The 17222-nt window shown below is 69.5% G+C and carries 14 protein-coding genes; 9 read left to right on the top strand and 5 right to left on the bottom strand.

The window, feature by feature from the left end; genetic code table 11:
* The first annotated feature begins 110 nt into the window (after positions 1 to 110).
* The 5 genes from ACIP5Y_RS12935 to ACIP5Y_RS12915 all read left to right on the top strand — a co-directional run bounded on the left by ACIP5Y_RS12935 (position 111) and on the right by ACIP5Y_RS12915 (position 6636).
* Entirely contained in the window at positions 111 to 1700 is a 1590-nt protein-coding gene (locus ACIP5Y_RS12935; RefSeq protein WP_400349950.1) for an ABC transporter substrate-binding protein, read from the top strand.
* Positions 1697 to 2656, top strand: a complete 960-nt coding sequence (locus ACIP5Y_RS12930; protein WP_400349949.1) for an ABC transporter permease — start codon at positions 1697 to 1699, stop codon at positions 2654 to 2656. The genes ACIP5Y_RS12935 and ACIP5Y_RS12930 overlap by 4 nt, the downstream gene beginning before the upstream one ends.
* A complete protein-coding gene (locus ACIP5Y_RS12925; RefSeq protein ID WP_400349948.1) occupies positions 2653 to 3705 on the top strand; it encodes an ABC transporter permease in 1053 nt (350 codons plus the stop codon). The genes ACIP5Y_RS12930 and ACIP5Y_RS12925 overlap by 4 nt, the downstream gene beginning before the upstream one ends.
* Positions 3706 to 3827: 122 nt before the next feature.
* Positions 3828 to 5666, top strand: coding sequence for a dipeptide ABC transporter ATP-binding protein (locus ACIP5Y_RS12920; RefSeq protein WP_400351253.1), 1839 nt, complete (start codon positions 3828 to 3830; stop codon positions 5664 to 5666).
* 187 nt (positions 5667 to 5853) lie between these two features.
* A complete protein-coding gene (locus ACIP5Y_RS12915; RefSeq protein ID WP_400349947.1) occupies positions 5854 to 6636 on the top strand; it encodes a helix-turn-helix domain-containing protein in 783 nt (260 codons plus the stop codon).
* A 196-nt stretch (positions 6637 to 6832) separates the two neighbouring features.
* Here ACIP5Y_RS12915 and ACIP5Y_RS12910 read toward each other — a convergent pair whose 3' ends face one another.
* Entirely contained in the window at positions 6833 to 8581 is a 1749-nt protein-coding gene (locus ACIP5Y_RS12910) for an NTP transferase domain-containing protein (protein WP_400349946.1), read from the bottom strand.
* A gap of 342 nt (positions 8582 to 8923) precedes the next feature.
* Here ACIP5Y_RS12910 and ACIP5Y_RS12905 point away from each other — a divergent pair, with 342 nt between their 5' ends.
* Entirely contained in the window at positions 8924 to 9742 is an 819-nt protein-coding gene (locus tag ACIP5Y_RS12905) for a helix-turn-helix transcriptional regulator (protein ID WP_400349945.1), read from the top strand.
* Here the strand turns inward: ACIP5Y_RS12905 and ACIP5Y_RS12900 are convergent.
* Positions 9725 to 10513 (bottom strand): alpha/beta fold hydrolase, encoded by a 789-nt coding sequence (locus ACIP5Y_RS12900; RefSeq protein ID WP_400349944.1) that lies wholly within the window; start codon positions 10511 to 10513, stop codon positions 9725 to 9727. The two genes, ACIP5Y_RS12905 and ACIP5Y_RS12900, sit on opposite strands and share 18 nt — an antisense overlap.
* A gap of 259 nt (positions 10514 to 10772) precedes the next feature.
* Between ACIP5Y_RS12900 and ACIP5Y_RS12895 the strand changes: the two genes are divergently transcribed.
* Together ACIP5Y_RS12895 and ACIP5Y_RS12890 are read left to right on the top strand one after the other, a co-directional pair.
* The gene (locus tag ACIP5Y_RS12895) at positions 10773 to 11210 is read left to right on the top strand and encodes a hypothetical protein (protein ID WP_400349943.1); all 438 of its coding nucleotides are present in this window, start codon (positions 10773 to 10775) and stop codon (positions 11208 to 11210) included.
* A 52-nt stretch (positions 11211 to 11262) separates the two neighbouring features.
* Positions 11263 to 11541, top strand: coding sequence for a WhiB family transcriptional regulator (locus ACIP5Y_RS12890; RefSeq protein ID WP_400351252.1), 279 nt, complete (start codon positions 11263 to 11265; stop codon positions 11539 to 11541).
* 77 nt (positions 11542 to 11618) lie between these two features.
* Here the strand turns inward: ACIP5Y_RS12890 and ACIP5Y_RS12885 are convergent, their stop codons facing one another.
* The 3 genes from ACIP5Y_RS12885 to ACIP5Y_RS12875 are packed head-to-tail and all read right to left on the bottom strand — an operon-like array spanning position 11619 to position 13510.
* Entirely contained in the window at positions 11619 to 12347 is a 729-nt protein-coding gene (locus ACIP5Y_RS12885; RefSeq protein WP_400349942.1) for a VOC family protein, read from the bottom strand.
* Between the two features lie 35 nt (positions 12348 to 12382).
* Positions 12383 to 12712, bottom strand: a complete 330-nt coding sequence (locus ACIP5Y_RS12880) for an MGMT family protein (RefSeq protein ID WP_400349941.1) — start codon at positions 12710 to 12712, stop codon at positions 12383 to 12385.
* A gap of 12 nt (positions 12713 to 12724) precedes the next feature.
* Positions 12725 to 13510 carry an alpha/beta fold hydrolase gene (locus ACIP5Y_RS12875; protein WP_400351251.1) on the bottom strand — a complete coding sequence of 262 codons (786 nt, stop codon included), beginning with the start codon at positions 13508 to 13510 and terminating at the stop codon, positions 12725 to 12727.
* 172 nt (positions 13511 to 13682) lie between these two features.
* Here ACIP5Y_RS12875 and ACIP5Y_RS12870 point away from each other — a divergent pair, with 172 nt between their 5' ends.
* Entirely contained in the window at positions 13683 to 17153 is a 3471-nt protein-coding gene (locus ACIP5Y_RS12870; RefSeq protein ID WP_400351250.1) for an ATP-dependent helicase, read from the top strand.
* The last annotated feature ends 69 nt before the right edge of the window (positions 17154 to 17222 follow it).

Genomic DNA, 17222 nt, shown 5'->3' with positions numbered 1-17222 from the left:
TGTTAGCGTTGCTCCACCACGTATCAGTCCCCCCGGTGCGTTGCTCGGTCCGGCCCAGCGCGCCGCGCACCCCGCCGTCCTGTCGCGGCGTGAATCTCGAGGATCCCCAGATGAATTCGTCCCCCGGCGGCCTCGATCGCCGTCGCTTCCTGCGCGGCTCCGCGGTCGCCGCCCTGGCCATCTTCGGCGGCGGAGCGCTGGCCGCGTGCACCTCGGCGGTCCATCAGCAGCGCGGAAACGGCGACGACAATGCGCAGCCGGTGCGCGGCGGCACCCTGAAGTACGGGGTCGCACTGGACCTGGTGCCCGCGAACATCCTCACCAATACCGGCACCACGCCGTACGTGGTCGGGCTCGTCTTCGAATCGCTGGTGCGTTATCCGCACGACAAACTGGTGCCGCAACCACTGCTGGCCAAGTCGTGGACGCTCGCGCCGGACGGCAGATCCATCGCCCTGGACCTGCGCGATGACGTGAAATTCCACAGCGGCCGCCCCTTCACCTCGAAGGATGTCGAGTTCTCGCTGCGCACCTACGCCGACCCGAAATGGTCCGCGCAGCTGAAGAGTACGGCCGCGGCCATCACCGGATTCGACACCGGCGACCCGCATCGCATCGTGCTGAACTTCGAGCATCCGCTGGGCAATATCTTCGACCTGCTCGACACCGTACCCATCCTGGACAGCGAATCCATCGACCAGCTGGGCACCGGCGACAAGATCGTCGGCACCGGGCCGTTCAAGTTCGCGCAGCGGATCCCCAACTCGCAGTTGGTGTTCGAACGCAACGAGAACTACTGGGTGCCCGAGCGCCCCTACCTGGACCGGGTCGAGTTCACCATCATCACCGACGGCCAGGCGCAGCTGAACGCCCTGCGCACCGGGCAGATCCACCTCGCCGACGCCATCGCCAACCGCGATCTGGAGAACCTGGCCAAGACCGACGGCTACCGCAGCATCCGGTACGACGGCGCCGAGGTGCAGTTCTATGTCGGCGCCAACCTGCAGCATCCGGCGCTCGCGGAGGTACGGCTGCGGCAGGCCATCGCGTACGCCATCGATCGTGACCGCATAGTCAGCGAGGTGTTCCGCGGCGTCGGCTACCCGCTGAACCTGCCGTGGCCCAAGAGCTCTCCCGCCTTCGACGCCGACCGGAACGCCCGCTACACGCGCGATGTGGCCAAGGCGAAGCAGGCGCTGGCCGACCTGCCCAAGCCGCCGAAACTCCCGCTCACCTACAACACCGCGCTGAAGAGTTACGAGGAGAGCGCGCAGATCGTGCAGGCCAACCTCGCCGAGATCGGCATCGAGGTGGAGCTCACCCCCGTGGACAATGCCACCTTCGTGAAACAGCTGATCGGCGGCCAATTCCCGGGCCTGTGGCTGACCGACCACTCGTGGGCGCAGTTCCTGCCCTCCACGCTCACCATCAGCGCCTACCCCTTCAACGCGCGCAAGAACACCTCCCACTTCGAATCGCCCGCCTACGTGGCCGCGGCCGACGCGGCCTGGCAGCTGCCCGACGGCACCGGACCCGACGCCGTACGCGCCTACCAGGCCCTCAGCGATCAGTTGCTGGACAACCTCTTCCTGATCGAGATCGGCGTCCGGCTCGCCCAGGCCGGCGCGACCCGGCAGTTGCACGGACTCGACTGGACCAAGCGCCGGGAAACAGTGCTCACGCAGGCTTTCCTCGCATGATCGGCTACCTGCTGCGCCGGGTGCCGTCCGCGATCGCGATCCTGTTCGCGGCCTCGGTCCTGATCTTCCTGCTGCTCCGGCTGGTACCGGGCGATCCGGCCACCACCCTCGCCGGACCCGACGCCACGCCCGCGACGATCGCCGCCATCCGGCACCAGCTCGGGCTGGATCGATCGCTGCCGGCCCAATACCTCAGCTGGCTGCGCGGATTGGTGACCGGGGACCTGGGCCGGTCCTACCTCATCGGCGGCCGGATCTCGGACCTCATCGGCCGCGGGCTGACCAACACCCTGGTGCTCACGGGCGCGGCGCTGTTCCTGGCCGTGGTGGTGAGCCTGTCGGTCAGCATCGCCGCGGTGCTGTGGGACAGGCGATGGCTGAATACCGTGGTGGCCCTGGCCAATACGGTCGCGGTCGCGGTGCCGGCCTTCGTGACCAGCGTGCTGCTGGTGCTGTTGTTCGCCGTCGCGATCCCGGTGCTGCCCGCGGGGGGCATTCCGCCGGACGGCTTCCTCGCGGCGCCGGACATCACCGTGCAGTACTTGCTGCTACCGGCGATCTGCCTGGCGCTGCCGGTGACCGCGGCGCTGACCCGGTTCCTCACCGAGGCGCTGCGCACCGAGCTGACCAAGCCGTACGTGCTCACCGCGCGCGCCCTGGGAATCCCGCACCGGCAGATCATCACTCGCGGCGCGCTGCGCAACGCGCTGCCCACCCTGCTGACCGTGCTCGGCATCCAGACCGGTCAGCTGCTCGGCGGCGCGGTGCTGGTCGAGGCCGCCTTCGCCTGGCCCGGCATCGGGCAACTCATCGAACAGGGCATCAACCAGCGCGACTATCCCGTGGTGCAGGCGCTGCTGCTGGTCTCGGTGGCGGTATTCATCGCCATCCAGCTCGTCACCGATATCGTGCACGCGTACCTGGATCCACGCATCCGGATCGGCGGGCAAGTATGAGCGACACCGACACCGGGACAATCGAAGTCGACGCCGCCGACGGTATTCACCACGCTCCGGAAAGCCCCGAGCGCGGCCCCGGTAGCGTCGAGCCTGGCCCCGGTAGCGTCGAGCCCGGCCTCGCGGCCGCCGAGCGTAGCCCCGGAAGTCCCGAGCGTGGCCTCGGAGGCGTCGAGCCTGGCCTCGCAGCCGCCGAGCGTGGCCCCGGAAGCACCGAGCGCGAACCGGTTCCGGCCCGCCCCCTGCTGCAGGCCCTGCGGCGGGGGCAGGGCTTGGCCGGGCTGATTCTGATCGCCGTCGTCGCGGCCGCCGGACTGCTCGCGCCACTGCTGGCGAAATACGGTCCGCTGGAACAGCTTCCGAATGCCAACTTGCTCGGCGCGAGCGGCGCGCACTGGCTCGGGACCGATCAGCTGAATCGGGACGTGTTCTCCCGCGTGCTGTACGGCGTACGCGTGGACCTGCTGATCGCGTTCACCGCCGTCCCGCTCGGCGCCCTGCTCGGTTCCCTGATCGGGCTCGCCGCCAGCGTGAACGCCGTCGCGGATGTGCTGGCGCAGCGACTGTTCGATCTGGTCCTGGCCTTCCCCGCGCTGATCTTCGCCATCGCGCTGACCGCCGTCACCGGCCCCGGCGCGCACGCCGTGATCATTGTGATCGTGGCCGCCGAGATCCCCGTCTTCGGCCGCCAGATCCGCACCGCCGTGCTCGCCGTGCGCGAGCAGCCGTATGTGGAGGCGGCCGAGGTCATCGGCGCCGGCACCTGGTGGACATTGCGCAAACACATTCTCCCGCAGGTGATCGAGCCGCTGTCGGTGCAGCTGTCGCTGTCCCTGTCGCTGGCCGTCTTCGTCGAGAGCGCCATGAGCTTCATCGGCATCGGCGTCCGCCCGCCGGACCCGTCGCTGGGCTCGATCGTCGCCGAATCCACCCGCAACCTGGATGTCAACCCGGCCATGGCGATCGGGCCACTGCTCGTGGTCTCCGCCCTCACCCTCGGATTCCTGTTGATCGCCCAGGCCCTGGGCCGCGCCCGGAGGACCCTGTGAGCACCGCATCAGCCCCACACGAGGCGCCCGCCGCCCGCGAGTCGTCCACTCCCGGCGAGGCAGCCGGTCGGCGCAGCGGTCACGAGGACGCGCCGCCGCTGCTCGACATCGCAGACCTGACAGTGCGTTTCGGCGCCCGGACCGTGGTCGACGGCGTGACGGTGCAGGTGGCGCGCGGTGAAACCGTCGCGCTGGTGGGCGAATCCGGCTCCGGCAAATCGCTCACCGCCCGCGCCGTGCTCGGCCTGCTGCCCGGCGGCGCGACGGCCGCGGGCTCGATCCGCCTGGACGGCACCGAGATCGTCGGCGCCGCCGAGGACGACCTGCGCCCGCTGCGCGGCACCCGCGCCGCCATGGTCTTCCAGGAACCGCAGACGGCGCTGAACCCCGTGCAGCGCATCGGCACCCAGATCGCGCAGGCCCTGCGCGCCCATCGCGAGATCTCCAAGTCCGAGGCCCGGGCCCGCGCCATCGACCTGCTCGCCCAGGTGGACCTTCCGGAGCCGGAGAAACGCATCGACTGGTACCCGCATCAGCTCTCCGGCGGCCAGAAGCAGCGGGTCGTCATCGCCCTGGCCCTCTCCGGCGACCCGGATCTCCTGATCGCCGACGAGCCGACCACCGCCCTCGACGTCACCGTCCAGGCCGAGATCCTCGCCCTGCTGCGGAACATCCAGCAGCGCAACCACACCGCTGTCCTGTTCATCACCCACAATCTGGGCGTGGTCGCGGCCATCGCGGACCGGGTCGTGGTCATGCGCGCCGGCCGGGTGATCGAAACTCGCCCCGTCCACGACCTGTTCGCCCACCCCCGCGACGCCTATACCCGCGCCCTCCTCGCCGCCGTCCCCACCCTGCCGGGCCCCGCGGCCGCGGCCGAATCGCATTCGGCGCGGGCCACATCGGCCCTCGCGGCACCGGTCGCCGTCTCCTCGGCGCAGGGTGCCGCTACACCGAATACCGTTCCGGCGAACCCGGTCCCGACGGTAGGTGGCCCGTCCGCCACACCACGGCGAGGTGCGGCGTCCGCGTCTTCGGCGCGGGCGGCCTCCGTGCCCGCGGTGCGAGTTGTGCCGGCCCTGGATGCCGTGCCCGCCTCGGACACGGCGCCGAGTGAACCGTCCGAACCTCCGGCATCGCCGGCTGTCGAGCCGGTGCTTCGGGTCGAGGGGTTGTCGGTGGTGTATCGGCGTGGCAGCCAGCGATTCCAGGCTTTGGCGGAGGTGTCGCTGGAGGTGGCGGCGCGGGAGGTGATCGGGCTGGTGGGGGAGTCCGGGTCGGGGAAGAGCACATTGGGGCGGGCGGCGCTGGGGTTGGTGCCGGCGAGCTCGGGGGAGGTGGTGTTGCAGGGGATTTCGCTGCGGGGGCGGTCGCGGCGGGAGTTGCGTGGGCTGCGGAAGAATGTGGCGCTGGTGCATCAGGATGTGGCGGCTTCGCTGGATCCGCGCCGGAGCGTGGCGGATTCGATCGGGGAGCCGCTGGTGGTGCATCGGGCGGCTTCCGGCGCGCTGTTGCGGGCGAAGGTCGGAGAGCTGCTCGAGTCCGTGCGGTTGCCGCGGGAGTACGGGGCGCGCCGGCCCGGCGAGTTGTCCGGTGGGCAGCGGCAGCGGGTGGCCTTGGCGCGGGCGCTGGCGCTGGCGCCGCGGCTGCTGGTGGCGGACGAGCCGACCAGCGCGCTGGATGTCTCGGTGCAGGCGCAGGTGCTCGACCTGTTCACGGATCTGCGTGCGGAATACGGATTCGCGTGCCTTTTCATCAGTCACGATCTGGCGGTGGTGCATCGGGTCGCGGATCGGGTGGTGGTGCTGCGGGACGGTACGGTGGTCGAGACGGGTTCGGCGGCAGAGGTTTTCGGAAATCCGCGGGCGGAATACACCCGTGGGCTGCTCGCCGCGGTACCTGTACCTGATCCGGAACGGGCCCGTGCGCGCGATCCGCGTCCGCTGGCATTGGGGGCGTGAGTCGTTCACGTATCCCCGGGAATTACGCGCAATATTAAGTCGTACCGGTCGGTTTTGTGTCAGCATTCCAGAGACACATATACCGACAGGAGTATCCGGTGATACTGATTGGATTTGCCCGGAAGAACGGTTCCTGACACCGTCCATGTAACCATCCGTCATGAGTGCAAACTGATGAAGGAGGACGGTGTTGACCGCCGATGCGGCATGGGGAAATGATTTTCCGGAGCTGGAGGCCCCCACTTTCGGCAACTTACTCCGCCGGCTGCGTGACGCGCGCGGAATTTCGCGCGAACGCCTGGCCTTCAATGCGGGCGTAAGCGCAAGTTACATAACGCATTTGGAGAAAGGCGATCGCGGAAACCCGACCCGCGAAGTCGTCACCGCATTGATGCGTTACCTGGACCGGCTGAATCCCCTGACCCTCTCCGACCGCCGCCAGCTGGCCGACCTGGCCGGACTGGAGAACAACGAGATCCCCGACGCCGCCCTGCTGCGCGCCGCCGTCACCCCCGATATGCGCGCCGCCCTGGACCTGCACCGCCCCAACCCGGCCGGCTACCTCGACGTCCGCGGCAATGTGCTGGCCTGCAACGCCGGCTGGGACGTCACCTACCCCGGCATGTCCCGCGACGGCAATGTCTTCCGCTGGTACTTCGGCAACGACATGTCCCGCCGCGTCCTGGTCAACTGGGAGAGCGACGTCAACGAATCCGTCCGCTGGCTACGCGGCACCATGGGCCGAATAGGTAGCAGCGGCTTCATCTCCCTGATCGACGAACTCGCCGTCTACCCCCACTTCCGTAAGGTCTGGGCCGACGGCGGCGTGGATTTCGCCCCCCACATCTGGGCCCTCGAACTCCGCAATCCCCTCACCGGCGTCCGCCGCCGCTACTACACCCAAACCGGCAGTGTCGCCGGCACCGCCTACCCCGGCCACCTGGTCATGGTCATCGCACTACCGGGCTGACCTGAAGCGCTCCTACCGGGGTGCAGGGGAAGCGCACCCCGGCAGCGGAGCGGACGGCAGCCGGCAGCGCGATGTAGACGCAAGCCCGCAGCGCGACGCAGACGCGGCCGACGGCGCGAAGAATTCGAGGCAGCCAGTCACAGGATGCGGGTGCGGCGGCGAGGGGCGGATACGGCCGGCGGCGTGAGACCTCGAATCAGCCGCGCAGCGGGATGAATTCGACGAGGTCGCCGTCTTCGGCGTCGGCGGGGACGACGACCAGGCCGTCGCGGCCGAGCAGATTGGCGAGATGCGCGGTGCGGAGCCGGAGATCGCCGCGCCAGCCGCCCTCCGGAAGCGCGTGTGCGGGAACGATGCGGGCGACCCGGCCCGCGAGTTCGGTGGCATTGGCGAGCGGACCGGCGATCCGATGCGCGGGCGGCGCGCCGGTGAGACCGGCCAGCACCGCATCGATGAGCGCGAGCAGGGTGGCCACCGCGGCGTACGGATTGCCGGGCAGTCCGATCACGATCGGCCCGGACTCCAATTGCGCCGCCACGGTGGAACCACCCGGTCGTAGTCGCAGGCGGCGCAACAGCATTCGCGCCTCGGTGCGATCCAGGGCGTCACGCAGCTGATCGGCGGCACCGCCGCCGGTCGCTCCCACGATGATCAGCAGATCGCAATCCGTGGTGGCGGCGAGCACTTCGTCGAACGCGTTCGCGGTATCGCGCAGATGCACCCGATCCACCGTGACAATGCCGTACCAGGCCAGCATGTCCGGCAGTACCGGCCCGATGGAGTCGCGGGTCTGCCCGGTGTGCAAGGGCCCCTCGCCGCGAATCTCGTCCCCGGTCATGACGATTCGCGCGCGCACCGGCCCGCGCACCGCGACGGAGCTCACCTCCGCGCTGGCCGCCAGCGAGATCAGCGCCGCCGTCACCGGCGTGCCCGTGGCCGCCACCTCGTCCCCGGCCTGCCAATCCTCGCCGCGCCGGCGGACATCATCGCGAATCGGCGTGTCCGGCAGGCGATACAGGAAGCCGTCGTCCCCGGCCCGCACCCATTCGTCGCGCACCACGCTGCCGGTGCCGTCGGGCAGATGCGCGCCGGTGGCGATGCGCACCGCCTCACCGTCGAGCAGCCCCACCGGCCGCTGCCCGCCGGCGAAACCGATATCGCGGCGCAGCCGCCACGGCCCGTCGCCGCTGACCGCGTACCCGTCCATGGCCGACACGTCGAAGCGCGGCAGCGCCGCCACCGCGAGCATGGGTTCGGCCAGCGCGGCGCCGCGCGCGGCCCGCACCGCCGACCGGCGCACCGGCAGCCGGGTCGTCTTCCGCCGCAGCACATCCCGCGCCTCGTCGAGCGAGAGCGGTGCGGCGGCCCGGGCGGCGGCGGTGCGCGCCCGCCGCACATCCTCGGGGGTGTCGCAGTCGTCCACGCCGGGCAGCGGCACCAGCGCGGTATCCACCGGCACCAGGGCCTTCATCGGCCGATTCACCAGGGAATCCAGGCCGTTGAGCGCATCGCACAGCGCGGTCCGCCGCCACACGCCGACCAGATACTGCGGCCGCCCCGAAGCATCCGCGGCGAAGACCGCGTCAGCGCCGGATTCCCTTGCGTGCATGAGTAATTCGTCCACGGCCTGCATTGTGAGAAACGGCATATCCGCCGCCAGCACCACAATATGCCCGGCCGGGAATTCGCAACCCGCCAGCATTCCCATACCGGCCGCGATGGCCGCCACCGGCCCGCCGCCCGCCGGGATCTCCTGTGCCTGCAGGATTTCCGGCGGCAGCTCCGGGCGATGCGGCCCCACCACCACGGTCCGGGCGCAGCCGGCGACCGCCGTGAGCGCCGCATCCAGCATGGATTGCCCGCCCACCACGATCGCGGGCTTGTCCACGCCGCCCATCCGGCTCGCGCGGCCACCGGCGAGCACGATGGCGTCGGCGGTTGTCACGAGGCGGAATCCGGCGCGCTGCTGATCATGATCGATGATGGTAGTGGCTGCGCCATTCTTCCCAACCCTCGCATACGCCGAATCGTAAGCTAGCCATGTAATTGCTCGAGGCTGTGTCGTTACCCATTACGCGCCGGGACATAGTAGAAATGATCATGTTTTGAACTTCGGCACCATCACGTATGGCAGTATCCGGAGCGAGAACTGGCGGAGTTCGCGGCCTCCGTGGAGGTTCCCAGCAGGCGTCAGAGTGGGTTCGGCCGTCCGGTACCGGCAGGGCCCAAAGCGATGAAGGTTGGTTTGCTGAATGTTTGTGGGAGAGGGATCGGCGTGGTGCTGGGCGTGAAACCCACTAGGGACTCCGACGAGCTGAAACCGCCGACTTTCGGGCTGCTGCTGCGCAAGCTGCGGGATGCGCGCGCCGTATCGCGAGAAAGACTCGCGTTCAATGCGGGCGTGAGCGCCAGCTACATCAGCCATTTGGAGAAGGGCGATCGCGGCCATCCGACCCGCGAAGTGGTCGATGCGCTCATGCGCTATCTGGATCGAATAGATCCGCTGTCCGTCGTCGAGCGCCGGCATCTGCTCGATCTGGCCGGACTCGGCGTCGCCGAATTCCCGAGTGTCGAACAACTGCGCGCCGAAATCAACGACGACATGCGCCGCGCGCTCGAATTGCACGAGCCGAATCTGGCCGCCTACGTCGACAGCCGCTGGAATGTACTGGCCTGCAACGACAGTTACCGCCGCGCCTTCCCCGGGATCGAGGAAGACGTCAATATCCTGCGCTGGTACCTCGCCAACGAGCACGCCCGCCGGGTGGTGCTGGACTGGGAGGAGGAGGTCCGGCTCACCGTGCACTGGCTGCGCGGGCTCATCGCCGGCTCCGGCGATACCGCCTGGTCCGCCGAATTCCTCGCGGAGCTGGGACGTTTCGGGCTCTTCCGGGAAATGTGGGACGAGGGCATCGCGCTCTACGGCCGGCCCCGCCCCACCATGCACCTCCACGATCTCGAGACCGACCGCTGCCGGGCCATCTCGGTCCAGCTCTTCAGCGTCTTCAGCGCGGCCTATCCCAATCAGATCCAGATCTACCTCGGCATCCCCACCTGGTGTTCGGAAACCGGTGCGGCGCTGGATCCTTCACATCTGGACGAGTAGATCCGGCCGCGAGGCGGTGGCCTGCCGCACCAAGCGGATCAGCAACGGCGCCACCACCTCCGGATGCGTCCACACCGCACCGTGCCCCGCGCCCGGCACGGTGACCACGCCGTCCGCGCCCACCAGACCGGCGGCCAGCGCCTCCGATTTCTGTGCGGTGCTGGCGCCGTCGTGACCACCGCGCAGCACCAGGGCCGGGGCGGTGATCTCGGGTAGCCGATGCAGCACCGAGCGGCGGTCCATCAGGCAGCGCGCCGCGGGCAGGATGGCGCGGCGGTCGGAGGAATACCAGCGGCTGGTCCAGGTCCGCCACAAGCGCGGATCGGTACCGCCGATGAGTTGCGGCGCCAGCTCGGCCACCAGTGGCGCGATCGGTTCCGGACCCGCCCAGCGCTGGAAGAAGGTGCGGTGGAAGGCCAGTTCGGCCGGGCTGCAGGCGCCGGCCTCGGTATCGATGAGCGCCAGCCCCAGCACCCGTTCCGGCGCGAGCAGCGCCATGCGCAGCGCGGAGTAGCCGCCCTGGCTCATCCCGCCGATCACGGCGCTGCCGATCCCGAGTTCATCCAGGACCGCCAATCCGTCGGCCGCGAGATCCCAATAACTGAAGGGTTCGCCATCGGGTGACTGGGTGCGTCCATGACACCTGGCGTCAATTGTCACGAGATTGATTCCGCACGCTGCCAGAGATTCGCGCATGGGTTCGAACATGGATTCGTCCATGAGAAACCCGTGGGCAAGCAGGAGGGTCGGTCCGGGAACGTCGCTGGTCACGAAATGGACCGTGGCGGCGCCTGATCGCACATAAGGCATGGTCAGACCGTAGATGCTGGAACCGGCCGGAACCTCATGTTTGCCAGTGTGGTGCCAGGCACCCTTCCGTGATGTTCCCGACGGGTACCCACACTGGCCAGTGTCACTACTGCTAGGGGTTTGCCCCATATTCACTTACAACTGGACAACAAGATCGGATTTCGATTTGAATCATGCCGTCGCGCTTTCGGTTCAAGTGCAATTTCTCAGGGAGGAAACAATGTTCGACGCCACCACCGCAACCCGCCGCAATGACTTCCGGGTCGATCGCGGTGCGGGACTGCGTGAATCGCTCGAAGGGCTCCTGCTGCACGACGGAGTGGGTCTGGATGCGCGCATGCGGCATGCGATCGCCGCGGTCGTACACCTCGCGGTCGACGCTCCGCTCGGGATTCCCGAGGACGCCGAGGAATTCCTCGGCCGCCTCGACGCCTCCTGGCTCTTCGCCGCCTGGAATCACTCCGATACCGAACTGTCGCTGCTCAATACCCTCTCCGGCGGCGCGGTACCGGCCCTGAGCTGGTGCGAACTCATGTTCACCACCGCACTCGCACCCTGGTCGACCACCCCCGCCGCGGTACACAACCGCCGCATCTTCGGCCCCGGCGAACAGGCCCGCCTGGCCGCCGTCGGCGACTGCGGAACGGTCCGCGCGTAAATCCGGATCGCGTAATCCGAATCGAACATTTCGAAGGGGCACGACGGTGAGAATGCTTTTCACGAATTTCGACGCCATGTTCGAATCCCTTGCGCGCCGGGACGGATTCGAACCCGAATCCTGGCATCAGCGCGCGCTGTGTACCCAGACCGATCCGGAGGCGTTCTTCCCGGACAAGGGCGGCTCCACCCGCGAGGCCAAGCGCATCTGCGCCGGCTGCGAGGTGCGCCGGGAATGCTTGGACTACGCGATGGCCCACGATCAGCGCTTCGGCATCTGGGGCGGACTCTCGCCGCGGGAACGGCGCCGCCGTGAACGCGGGGCGGCCTGACCGCGAAAGCGGCTGTGGAAGCGCAGCTTACGACTACCTGATCGGAGCGGCCGATCGGTGCAGGGGAAGTGCGCCGATCAGTCGGAAATCGCTGGTAGTAGGCAGAATTCATTGGTTTCCGGATCGGCCAGCAGCACCGCGGACGCGTTAGCCGGCGGCAGGCCCGGACCGATCGGCAGCGCGCCCGCGGCCCGCAGGCGCGCCGCCTCCTCGGCCGGGAAGGCGATCAGATCCAGATGCAGCCGGGTATGGGCGTCGGCCGCATCGTGCACCCGCAGGAACTCCAGCCACGGGCCCTGCCCGGTGGCGGAACGGATGCCGGCGTAATCGCCGCGATCGTGCGTGATCGGCCAGCCCGCGGCGGCGGACCAGAACTCGGCCAGGCGCAACGGATTCCGGGTATCCACCACGATCGCCGCCACCGCGCCGGTATCCACGTACTCCTCACGCGGCTCCAGCACACAGAACTCGTTGCCCTCGGGATCGGCCAGCACCACCCACGGCACCGCGCCCTGCCCCAGATCCACCCGCCGCGCGCCCAGCGACAAGGCCCGGTCCACCTGAATCTGCTGATGATCCAGCGAACGCGCGGACAGATCCAGATGGATCCGGTTCTTCGCCGACTTGGGCCGCCGCTCCGGCAGGAAGGTCAGCGCCACATCCGGCCCGTCCGGATCCGGCGCGGCCACCTCCACCGCACCCGGCCGGTCCACGGTCACCTCCCAGCCCAGCAGCTCGGACCAGAACCGGGCCACGGCCCGAGGCTGCTCCGCATCGAACACCACGCACGCCAGCCGGGTGGACATGCCTCCACGGTAACCGCGGTCTCGGCCGGCGTGGGTCAGGTTTCGCCGAAGCGGCGCTGGGCGTCACGCAGATCGAAGGTGTGCCGGGCGCGGCGCATATCTATCCGGCCGTCCACCATCGGGCAGCCCTCGGCACGCAATTCCGCCAGCTGCCGGTGCGCCAAATGCGGTGCGGGTGTGCCGTTTGCGCGCAATACCCGATGCCACGGTAGATCCGCCGAATCGGTCCGCATGATCCACGCGACCGTCCGCGGCGTGGAAAGCCCCACCGCGGCCGCGATATCGCCGTACGTGGACACCCGGCCGGGCGGAATGGCCGCCACCAATTCCCGGACCTGCTCGATTTCGGCGTCGGAAGTGGACATCCCGCGATCCTCTCAGAGCAGCGAGCGCAACAACGCCGCGGTTTCGGCGGGCCGCGCCTGCGCAACCATGTGATTGCAATCGAATTCGTGCACCGCCAGCCGGTCACCCAGCCGCGCGGCGAGCGCGGACCGGAAGGCCGGCGTGACGAACGGCGGATCCACCTTCATGGCCTGCACCAGCACCGTCGGCAGCTGTTGCGGCGGCAGCACGAAATCCCGGGCCAGCTGACCCCAATACGCGATGATCGCCGGCATGGTCAGCCGCCATTCGAAGCGGCCCGCGGCCGTGGGGATCAGATGCTCGGCCAGTTCCGCGTCCAATATCGCCGGATCCAGCTCGGCCCACGCGGTTTCCAGCTTGTCGGAACGGGCCGCCTCGACACTCGGGTAATCCGGGTTGGCGAGCACCGAATTCGCGATCTGCAGCATGAAATCCGGATCCAGCCCGATGGCCGGATCCAGCAGCACCAGCCCGCGCACCAGTTCCGGATGCCGATGCGCGAGATGCACCGCCGTGGCCGCGCCGAACGAATGCCCGAGCACAACCACGGGTTCGCCGGTCTCGGCCCGCAGCAGCTCCACGAGATCGGAAACCAGGGTCTCGAAATCCCACGGCGGCACGCCGGGCGACCTCCCGTGCCCGCGTAGATCCGGAGCAATAATCCGCACATCGGGCAACTGTTCGACGGCCAGGGCTGCCCAGCGCCGGCCGTGACCCGTCAACCCGTGCAGAGCCAGTACGACCGGACCGGTCGAGGGACCGAAACGATGAACATGAAGATCCGACACCCCGCCCATTCTGCTGCCCGTGGCCGACACTCCGCTGTTCGAGGGGGACATGTCGCTGTTCGAGGGGGACACCGGCGGCGCGCGTACCGCGACATGAACGGCCCGCACACTGTGACCGGCGGCACGGCCAACCGATGGCAAACAAAATCTGTCGGGGCGGTCTGTTGAAATAGCCGACGTGATGCGATCGGATAGCTCGGTGCAGTTGGTGCGCCGGGTCGCGGCAGAATCTCGCTCTCGCGAGTGGGACGCCGCTATCCGGCCGCTGCTCGACGACCTCGGCATCGACCCCGGCTGGCGGCCCTGGCAGGTGCTCGGCGGGCCGGGGACGGGCAAGACCGCACTGCTGGTGGACGCGGCCGCCGCCCGCATCGCGGCCGGCGCCGATCCGGACTCGGTGCTCGTGCTCACCTACTCCAAGCGTGCCGCCACCGCCGTCCGCACCGCCATCAGCGCCCGCATCGCCGAGGCCGATCCCGAACTCGGCGGCGTGCCCGGCGCCACCCGCGGACCACTGGTCCGGACCGTGCACTCCTACGCCTTCGGGGTGTTGCGCACCTTCGCCGCGACCCACGGCAATCCACCGCCGCGGCTGCTCACCGGCTCCGAACAGGACATCGCCATTCGCGAACTGCTGCGCGGCGAACTCGCCGACGGCGCCCCCGGCTGGCCCGAACGCCTGCACGCCGCACTGCCCACCACCGGGTTCGCCGAACAGTTGCGCGACCTCATGTTGCGCGCCACCGAACGCGGCCTCGGCCCCGAAGACCTCATCGAACTGGGCCACACCCACCGGCATCCGGAATGGGTCGCCGCCGGCCACTTCGCCGAACGCTACGAACAGATCCAACTGCTCCGCTGGTCCGTCGGCATGGACGTACCCGAAGCCAGCGCCCCCGCCCTGGACGCCGCCGAACTCGTCGGCGCCGCCATCGACGCCTTCCTGCTCGACCCGGAACTCCTTGCCGCCGAACGCAATCGCCTGCACTGCCTGCTCGTCGACGACGCCCAGCACCTCGACCCGCACGCCGCCCAGCTCATCCGCGGCATCGGCAGCGGCCCCGCCACCACCATCCTCGCCGCCGACCCCGACCAATCCATCTTCACCTTCCGGGGCGCCGACCCCCGCTTCTCCCTCGACCCCGACGCCCCCACCGACCGCCGCATAACCCTCCCCGCCAACCACCGCTCCGCCCCACCCATCCGAGAAGTAGCCACCCGCATAACCTCCCGCCTCCCCGGCTCCTCCGCCCACCGGATCCCACCGACTCGACTCGCCGTTGCCGACTCGGACACCGATCCCGACTCCGCGGACTTCCTCCGCGAAATCGGCGAGGGCAGTGCGCAATCCGAGGGCGAGGTGCGGGTGCAGGTGCTCACCACTCCGGCCAAAGAGGCAGCGTTGATCGCCGATCACCTGCGCCGAGCCCACCTCACACACGGCGTGCCCTGGTCACGGATGGCTGTGATCGTCCGTTCGGTGCCGCTCTCCCTGGCTCCGCTGCGCCGCGCCCTGCTGGCTGCCGGTGTGCCGGTCCGCCAGCCGCCCGCCGATGTTCCGCTCGCCCGCCGCCGTGGCGCGGCCTGGATGCTGCTCGCTCTCCGCGCTGTCACCGCGGGTGATCCCACCCAGGTGCGCTTCCCGCGTCCGATCCCGTTCAGCGCGGATGATGCCCTCGACCTGCTGGCCGGTCCGCTCGGCGGCGCCGACCAGATCAGCCTGCGCCGCCTGCGTCGAGGTATTCGCCGCACCGTGATCGAACTCGGCTATCCCGAACGCGACGCCGAATCCGACGGTGCGACGGATGCACCTGCCGGAGAGGGTGATCCGGCTGCGGTGCGGCGGGAGCCGGATCCCGACCTCGAATCCGTCGATCGGTTCGCGGATTTGGATCGATCGTCGGCGGAGATCTTGCGGGATCTGCTGGTGGGCATGGGAAATCGGGTGATTCTGGAGCGGCTCACCGAGGTGGAGGCGGCGCCGTTGCGGCGGGTGCTGAAGGCGCTCGGGCGGGCGGGGAAGGTGCGGCGGGGCGGGGCGGGGCTCGAAGATGTGTTGTGGGCCTTGTGGACCGGGTCCACGCTGGAGCGGCGCTGGGTGGGGCAGTCCGAGCGCGGGGGAGCGGTCGGGATGCAGGCGGACCGGGATCTGGATGCGGTGGTCGGGTTGTTCGAGGCCGCTGCCGCGTATGTGGATCGGCTGCCGCGCGCCACCGTCGAAGGATTCGTGGAATACCTGGAGCAGCAGGAGATTCCGCAGGACAATGCCCCGCACACCGATCCGGGCGAGGCCGTCACCATCTGCAGCGCGCACGCGGCCGCCGGCCGCGAGTGGGACACCGTCGCGGTCGCCGCCGTACAGGAGGGGATCTGGCCCAACCTGCGGCCGCGCGGCACCCTGCTTGGCGTCGAGGATCTGGTGGATGTGCTTGCGGGCGTGGGCGGTTCGGGGGAGCGGGTGAGCCGCGCCGCGCCACTACTGGCCGAGGAGCGACGGCTGCTGCTCGTCGCCTGCAGTCGCGCGCGGCGCTCGCTGCTGGTGACCGCGGTGGAATCGGTGACCGGCGACCAGGACCTGGTCCCGTCCCGCTTCCTCGCCGAACTCGACGCCGACGCCGCCGACGGGCAACCCGGCCGCATCCCGCCGCCGGTCGATCCGGGCCGCGCCCTCGCCATGCACGCCCTCATCGCCGAATTGCGCGCCGCCGCCTGCGATCCCGAAGCCCTCCCGGAACGCCGCGCCCGCGCCGCCCGCCAACTCGCGCGCCTCGCCCGCGCCGGCGTGCGCGGCGCCCACCCCGACGACTGGTACGGCACCGCCACCCTCTCCACCGCCGATTCCCTGTGGGGCGACGAGGACAGCGCCATCGCCCTCTCCCCCTCCACGGTCGACCAGCTGAAGACCTGCCCGCTGCGCTGGGCGCTGGAACGCCACGGCGGCGGCGACGGCGAGAACCCGCACGCGCTCAAGGGAAACCTGGTCCACACCCTCGTCCAGGCCCTTGCCGGCCAGGTCGACGAAGCCCAGGTCAAACAAGCGCTCGCCAAGGCGTGGAAGAAGGTCGACCCCAGCTCCCGCGACGGCGAGAACTGGCATTCCCGAGCCGAACTGCGCCGCACCGAAACCATGGTCGACACCTTCCTGGCCTGGCTGCGCAATACCCGCGACGAACTCACCGCCATCGGCGTCGAAGTCCCCGTCGACTGCATCCTCCCCGCCCGCACCCCCGACGAACGCCCCGTCCGCATCAGCGGCCGCGTCGACCGCGTCGAACGAGACCCCTTGGGCCGCTTCGTCATCGTCGACGTGAAGACCGGCAAGACCCCCATCTCCAAACAGGCCGCCGAAGACCACGCCCAGCTCGCCACCTACCAGGTAGCCGCCGCCTCCGGCGCCCTCGGCGACGGCGAGCCCGGCGGCGCCCGCCTCGTCTACGTAGCCAAACCCAGCACCAAAGAAGGCGCCACCCAACGCCTCCAGCCCCCACTCGACGCCGACGGCATCGACACCTGGCGCGGCATCATCCACGACGCCGCCGACGCCTCCAAGGGCCCCAGCTACCTCGCCATGCGCAACGACGGCTGCCGCCACTGCAAGGTCGCCGGCAGCTGCCCCGTCCAGGACACCGGACGCCAGGTGACGGACGAGTGACCTCGTCCACCCCACTCGCACAACACCCTTCGCCCACGCCGCCGCGCGTGGGCGAAGGGCTGCGCGGGG

The sequence above is a fragment of the Nocardia sp. NPDC088792 genome (genome assembly GCF_044750615.1).
GTDB lineage: Bacteria > Actinomycetota > Actinomycetes > Mycobacteriales > Mycobacteriaceae > Nocardia.
This window is presented reverse-complemented; position numbering and strand designations above follow the sequence as displayed.